This window comes from uncultured Flavonifractor sp. (genome assembly GCF_944387675.1).
Taxonomy (GTDB): domain Bacteria; phylum Bacillota; class Clostridia; order Oscillospirales; family Oscillospiraceae; genus Flavonifractor.
In genome coordinates this window covers 40,613-46,625 of sequence record NZ_CALXFV010000003.1, presented here as the reverse complement: position 1 = coordinate 46,625, position 6,013 = coordinate 40,613, and the positions used below count along the sequence as shown (strand labels likewise).

The window sequence follows — 6,013 nt, the reverse complement described above, 5'->3', positions numbered from 1 at the left end:
GTTCTCTGCTTGCCGTTCTCTTCTGTTGTCACATTCTCCCAGGCAATCGGAAGGTCGCGGAAGGTTGGCTCGGCGGCAGCTTCTTCCAGCGCGGCGGAAGTATCCTCTTCGAGCGGTAGCGGGACTTGTGGCTCTTCTGACTTTACCTCTGGAACCCAAAGGGGCGGAGAGGCTTTTGCAGCTTCATAGAGGGCCAGAAACTTTTCCTTCCCCTTGTCCACGGGCGCGTCCTTGTGGTCGAGCGGAACCCCGGTGTTTGGCAAATCAATGATACGGCGGATTTCCATTCCGCCAATATCCCTGATTTTTTCGGCCATTCCCTTGGTTCTCTTATCATACAAATACCAATCGTGGTCATATTCTGATTGCTCTTGATATTGTTTGTCAAATGCAAAATATATCTTTCTGGCTCCGCACTCATAGAGCATGTTAATGTGGTTAAGATTGCAGCCAAAGGTGTGCGACGCCACGGTGTTCTTAATGCCCCATTGGTGGGCCAGCATAACACTCTTTGCGCCCTCAAAAATAATCGCCTCGCCGCTTTCCTTGATGTATGGAGCGGCGATGTGTAAGCCGTAGAGGTTTAGGCTATTGGGGAAGCTCCATCTATTTTTTCCTGGAATTCTATCCTTGTATTTATCGGCAATCAAAAGTGGAAGATATTTAGCTGTTGGGAAAAATAGAGTTTGTTTGTAGTCAATCTCTGGGTAGAGCTTGCGAAACTCTTTCCGCAGCATTCGGAAACTTCGTTCATACAGGCCGACAATTTCGCCGTTGATATTGTGGTGTGGAAAAACAATGGAACCGTTCTCCGGGTAATAAGCTACTTGGTATTTTTGGAGCATTTCAACTGAAATGCCATCTTCCGTGTGCCATTTGAGGCGTTCAAGAATATCTGGTGTGTACTGAAAATCTCTGTAAAGATCAGCAACAATGTCTTGAGGAATACCACAAACCGGCTCAATGTGTTCCAGTTCAAAAGGCCGCTCTTTGTAATCAAAATCCACTTTGGCTGGACGCCGATTTGATAAGTCAATCGGTTTTCTGCGTTTTCCAGGTTGATGCCGCTCTCCATCAATCCAATCTTCGATGTATTGTTTTGCGCGGTCAGGGTCAGGCAAATCCAATGTTCGCTTTACCCATGTGTGGAGCAACATACCGCCGCCGCACTCACTGAAACAGTTGACCTTTAGCGTGGTAGGGTCAAACAGTGCTGAATGATTTTCGCCGTGGTGACAAAGGCCCAAAACTTGAATAGACTGTTTACCTCTGCTATTTACCCATCGTGGTTCTGCATGAAGGTCTTCAAACAGGGAAAAGAACTCTTCTGGATTAAGGCGAGTGATTTTATCCTCATAGGTCATGCTATCCCCTGATGGCGGCAGGTTCTAATTTTCCATCTTTTGGCTTCCTTTCTTTGTAGATTTAAGCAAACAGTAGGAAGCGTGTTGCCAGCACTTGGCGTTGCTGCCCGGAAGCATAGAACGGAAGCGCTCTACAAGATGGAAGGCCGCAACGCCTTCATCCTACTGCTTGTTTAAGCCTACAAAGGGAATGATGAATTACAATTCTCTTTTTCCTTTTTCTGTAAATATTATAACATAAAAATTTTTTTGTGTCAAAGAAACGGTTTCGGCCTAAAATTTGCCTCATTCTGCAACAAAGTTGTTGCCTTTACTCTAAAAGTTGTTGCTGGATAATTAGAAGTTGCCGCTACTTCTCAAAAGTTGTTTCGGAGTTGTCGGTTTTTCTCACAAGTTGAATTCTTGCGCGTGGAGATCCGTTTTTGAAAGCGCATTTTCAATTTGGAGCGGAACCCTGATTGCGAGCGGGTGAAGGAATTTCCCTTACAAGAAGGTTAAAGGGTAGGCTGGGAGTACCCCAGGTGGAGCAGAACAGGGAAACGCCTCGCGGCAGCGGGGGATGGTTCCGGGAAAATACAGTTGTAATTTCTGGCGGCGGCTTTTTCCGGGTGTTTTCCCGACCGCTGATAAATTACGGAGAACACGACCGGGAACGGAAACGACGAAAATAGCAACAGGGACAGCTCCGGCTGTCCCTGTTTTTACTCTTCTACTTTTACAATCTTTATAGCTGCGTCCAGCAAAAGATTGATAAGCTCATTACGTGACCTGTTTGTCTTGGAAGAAAGTTCGTCTAACTGCTCAATCATTTCTTCTTTCATGCGTACAGATACGACTTTATAGCCATCGTCGCCTCTGCGGGCGGCCTTCTTTGTGATTTTGATTTCCTTTTCCATGCTGCCACCTCATTTGTAGTTTTAGTTTACCTTGACAGCATTAGTTTTTATATATTATAATATTGTAGTCAAAATAGACTATAAAAATATAGTCTTAAAGAAGGGGGAACAAGATGAAAAAAATACTGGCACTTATGCTTTCAGCAGCGTTCATAGTATCCCTGGCGGCTTGTGGGGGCGGGGATACCGAGGCATCCGAAGAATTGTCTATTAGCGATACTATCACTACCGATATTATGGAATTCACATTGACCCGCGTTGAATTTGCAGACCGATTGAAATATGCACAATTTATAAGCGGCCAAACACCAGACCAAGAGTATCTTCTTCCTATTGATGAACCGCAGACAAATACCTCTTATACCTTTGAAGCTGATGACGGCTACAAGTTACTTTCCTATTCATATACTCTGAATTACACAGGCAAAGAAGAGATTGAAGTTGAAACCGCCATGGGAATTTCTGCCGTGTATGATGATGGCTATACTTTTGAAATTGCATCAGACGCATATCTGTGGAGCGATTATATTTCTATTGACGGAACGACTATTTTACATCCGCTTGACCCTCAGGGAGAGGGGCGCGGCTACATGAGGGTGCCTTCCGAGGTGGAGAGTAACACCGCTGCTCCCTTAAAAATAACAGTATCCATACCAAATGGTGACGGAAGTACTGTTGACGCTGTTTATACTATTCGTTAAATCTTAAAGCAAGAGAGGACGGTACACCAGCAGTACCGTCCTCTCGCATTTTGTATTCCATTGTTATCAAGCGTCCTTCTTTTCCAGTTGCTCGGCCTGGGCCTTCTTCTCTTCCTGCTTCTTCTGGAAGGCCGCAAGGTCAATCACCTTGGTGGCATTGTTTCCGAAGTCGGGCAGCTCCTTGTACTTGGGGAACTGCTTCTTGAACCAATCCAGCACATACATGTAAGGATTGGACTGTCCCAGGGAACATCTCTTAACCGCGTCGAACTGGGCCAGCAGCTCGTCAGCGTTCTGAAACACGCTCATGTACTGCTCCATGTGCTTGTAGGTCAGGTTCTTGTTGGGACGGGCCTTCTTGGGGGCGCGGCGGGTCTTGCGGATAATGGTCAGGCCGGGGAAGTCGGCGCGGAGTTGCAGAAACAGCTTGTATTCCTCGGAGTTGGGATTGTTGAGGGCTTCCTCGAAAGCCTTGCTCATGGTCAGGGTGTTGTTCACAAAATCAATCTTGTAAGTGTTCTTCATGGTATTTTCCTCCTTAAAATTCTGAATTTGAATGTTGAGTTGTCTTAAAAGTCCAGGTAGAGGTCGGGGGTATCGCCTTCGCAGAGGGGATGGCTGGGGCGGGCACCTTGCAGACTGTTGTATTGGGCTGTGAACTCCGCTTCCAGCGCTTCATCGGTCAGGCCAGGCAAGCGCTCTTCCTCTTTCTCGTACTCTTCCTCGGTGGTGCAGAAGAGCAACAGATAGCCAATCATGTAGTTACGGGTGAATTCCATAGTATCAAGCTCCTTTTCTGATTTTTGAAAAATACACTTCAAGTAGTGCTTACAGATTAGCAGCGAGTTTGAGATCGGCGGCGGCTTCGCTGGCGGGGGCGGTTTCCTCGGCGGCGGTGGCCGCGAAGAACTCCTTGTATTCGTCATACTTGGGGAACTTGGAGAGGAACCAGGCCAGTACGGCGCGGTAGGGGTTCTGCTGAATGGCGGCGATAGCCTTCTGGTCGTTGAACTCCTTGATAAGCTCCTTGCTGGTGGGCTGCATGGTCAAGAAGCGCTCCATGTTGGCATAGGTCAAATTCTTGTAGGTGCGCTTGCTGGCGTTCTTCTTGATGGTCTTGGTCACCATCTGGGCGCTGGGGAAGTCCTGGCGGTAGGCTCTCCACTCTCTGTATTCGGGAGTGCCGAAGATACGGGCCTGCTTTTCAAAAGCCTTGGTGACCTGGGCGTGGGTATCGTCGATGTAGATGATAGCGTTCTTTTTCATGGTGGTAATCTCCTTTTTCATTTTATTTTTTGTTTTGAGGGGCTTTGTTTTTTTCTTGTTCTCTGTCCCTCTTTGTGCCTTAATTATAGCAGAGATGAAAAAGAGGGGCTGGCACATAAACAAACCATGTGATATAATAAAAGAAAATAAAAAGCGGCCTCGAAAGGCCGCGAAAACGCAAAAGTAATGGCAAAAGTTCTTCAAAGATGATAAAATTTGCTTGATACTTCTCGAAATTCACCTATTTCTGATCGAAAGCAAGCAAAAACTACTTAAAAATCGCCATTTTCTTCTGATTTTTGATGTTAGGAGGAAGAAAACCACAAAATTCAGTTCATGGAGTAACGCGGGAAACCGCTGCTCATATTTCCACTTTTTCAAATTCCACTTTGCTTCATTTAGCTCTAACAGCGCGGCGGAAGTTCCACCTTTTTTCCACAAAAAAGAGGGCGGGCATTTCTGCCCACCCTCTCGGATGACGATTTCTGGTTGAAATCCTGGCTTTTTCTTAGCCGAAGTAGCGCTTCAGCAGGCCCTCGAAAGCCTTGCCGTGACGGGCCTCGTCGCGGGCCATCTCGTGGACGGTGTCGTGGATGGCGTCCAGGTTGAGCTCCTTGGCCTTCTTGGCCAGCTCGAACTTGCCGGCGGTAGCGCCGTTCTCGGCGTCCACGCGCATCTCCAGGTTCTTCTTGGTGGAGTCGGTCAGGACCTCGCCCAGCAGCTCGGCGAACTTGGCGGCGTGCTCGGCCTCCTCCAGAGCGGCCTTCTCCCAGTACAGGCCGATCTCAGGATAACCCTCGCGGTGAGCCACGCGGCTCATGGCCAGGTACATACCAACCTCGGAGCACTCGCCCTGGAAGTTCTCACGCAGGCCCTGGATGATCTCCTCGGGAGCGCCCTTGGCCACGCCCACCACATGCTCGGCAGCCCAGGTGCGGTCGCCGCCCTGGAGCACAAACTTCTCCTTGGGGGCCTTGCAGATGGGGCAGAAATCAGGGGCGGAATCCCCCTCATGAACATAACCGCAGACAGAGCAAACCCACTTTTTCATCTTGATTGCCTCCTAAAATCATTCATTTTTTCATATTCATCTTGGCTTAGCGGAAGTGCTAATCAGTAATGATTATCATTTCTGATATTAAGATAGCACAACTTAACTTTCCCGTCAAGTGTTTTTTTCATTTTCCAAAAGATTTTTTACGGGGTCAGCAGAGCGGCCAGCTCTTCATAGGAATACAGGGCGTTGAGCACCTCCAGCATGGCGTTGGGGGAGAGGTGTTCCGGCAGGGCGAGCTGCCTGAGCAGGGCTTTCCGCCGCTCCTCCGCCCCCGGCACACCGGACAGGCCCAGGGCGAACAGATGGGCCTTGGTGATGGGTCGGCGTGGGGATTGGTCCGGCACCTCCTCCAGGAAGGTGGCGCCCGCCCGACGGAGGGCTTGCTCCAGCACCTGGGGGCGCATCCCCTCCACCCCCAGCTTGCCCTCTTTGCCTGGGGTGCGCTTGCGCCGCTCCTTGCCCAGAATGTCCGGCACATAGGCGTGCTTGACCCGCTCCGGCGGGATGCTGCCCTTGAGGAAGCTGCGGATGACGAACCCCGCTCCGTCCGGATCGGTGAGGATAATAAGCCCCCGCTCCTCCGCCAGGCGGCGGAAAAGGGCCAACCGCTCTCTGTCCTGAAAGATTCTAAAGCCGGAGGTCTCCAGAATCACGGTATCCACCAGCTGGGCCAGGGTGTTTTTGTCATATCGGCCTTCCACCACAATGGCCTCCCGGATGCGGAGCACC

Annotated in this window: 8 protein-coding genes; 1 reads left to right on the top strand and 7 read right to left on the bottom strand. The window is 49.4% G+C overall.

What is annotated here, in order from left to right; translation table 11 throughout:
- Both Q0J74_RS00800 and Q0J74_RS00795 read right to left on the bottom strand, forming a co-directional pair.
- The coding region (locus Q0J74_RS00800) for a hypothetical protein (RefSeq protein WP_297209126.1) at positions 1-1,364 on the bottom strand (1,364 nt) is incomplete at its 3' end.
- A 701-nt stretch (positions 1,365-2,065) separates the two neighbouring features.
- Positions 2,066-2,260, bottom strand: coding sequence for a ribbon-helix-helix protein, CopG family (locus Q0J74_RS00795; protein WP_297209124.1), 195 nt, complete (start codon positions 2,258-2,260; stop codon positions 2,066-2,068).
- 113 nt (positions 2,261-2,373) lie between these two features.
- On the opposite strand from Q0J74_RS00795, the gene Q0J74_RS00790 reads away from it, so the two are divergent.
- Positions 2,374-2,961 (top strand): hypothetical protein, encoded by a 588-nt coding sequence (locus Q0J74_RS00790; RefSeq protein ID WP_297209121.1) that lies wholly within the window; start codon positions 2,374-2,376, stop codon positions 2,959-2,961.
- Between the two features lie 66 nt (positions 2,962-3,027).
- Here the strand turns inward: Q0J74_RS00790 and Q0J74_RS00785 are convergent, their stop codons facing one another.
- The 5 genes from Q0J74_RS00785 to Q0J74_RS00765 all read right to left on the bottom strand — a co-directional run bounded on the left by Q0J74_RS00785 (position 3,028) and on the right by Q0J74_RS00765 (position 6,012).
- On the bottom strand, positions 3,028-3,486 hold the full coding sequence (locus tag Q0J74_RS00785) for a hypothetical protein (RefSeq protein ID WP_297209118.1): 459 nt from the start codon (positions 3,484-3,486) through the stop codon (positions 3,028-3,030).
- A gap of 44 nt (positions 3,487-3,530) precedes the next feature.
- On the bottom strand, positions 3,531-3,740 hold the full coding sequence (locus Q0J74_RS00780; RefSeq protein ID WP_297209115.1) for a hypothetical protein: 210 nt from the start codon (positions 3,738-3,740) through the stop codon (positions 3,531-3,533).
- A 49-nt stretch (positions 3,741-3,789) separates the two neighbouring features.
- Positions 3,790-4,227, bottom strand: coding sequence for a hypothetical protein (locus tag Q0J74_RS00775; protein WP_297209113.1), 438 nt, complete (start codon positions 4,225-4,227; stop codon positions 3,790-3,792).
- Positions 4,228-4,735: 508 nt separating this feature from the next.
- Positions 4,736-5,278: an NADH peroxidase gene (locus Q0J74_RS00770; RefSeq protein WP_297209110.1), complete on the bottom strand. Its 543-nt coding sequence runs from the start codon at positions 5,276-5,278 to the stop codon at positions 4,736-4,738.
- Positions 5,279-5,424: 146 nt separating this feature from the next.
- A complete protein-coding gene (locus Q0J74_RS00765) occupies positions 5,425-6,012 on the bottom strand; it encodes a toprim domain-containing protein (RefSeq protein WP_297209107.1) in 588 nt (195 codons plus the stop codon).
- Position 6,013: the final 1 nt, after the last annotated feature.

Excerpts from the sequence above, each read along its gene's own strand:
- Q0J74_RS00795 (WP_297209124.1), bottom strand. The coding sequence starts at position 2,260 with ATGGAAAAGGAAATCAAAATCACAAAGAAGGCCGCCCGCAGAGGCGAC.
- Q0J74_RS00790 (WP_297209121.1), top strand. The coding sequence starts at position 2,374 with ATGAAAAAAATACTGGCACTTATGCTTTCAGCAGCGTTCATAGTATCC.
- Q0J74_RS00785 (WP_297209118.1), bottom strand. The coding sequence starts at position 3,486 with ATGAAGAACACTTACAAGATTGATTTTGTGAACAACACCCTGACCATG.
- Q0J74_RS00780 (WP_297209115.1), bottom strand. The coding sequence starts at position 3,740 with ATGGAATTCACCCGTAACTACATGATTGGCTATCTGTTGCTCTTCTGC.
- Q0J74_RS00775 (WP_297209113.1), bottom strand. The coding sequence starts at position 4,227 with ATGAAAAAGAACGCTATCATCTACATCGACGATACCCACGCCCAGGTC.
- Q0J74_RS00770 (WP_297209110.1), bottom strand. The coding sequence starts at position 5,278 with ATGAAAAAGTGGGTTTGCTCTGTCTGCGGTTATGTTCATGAGGGGGAT.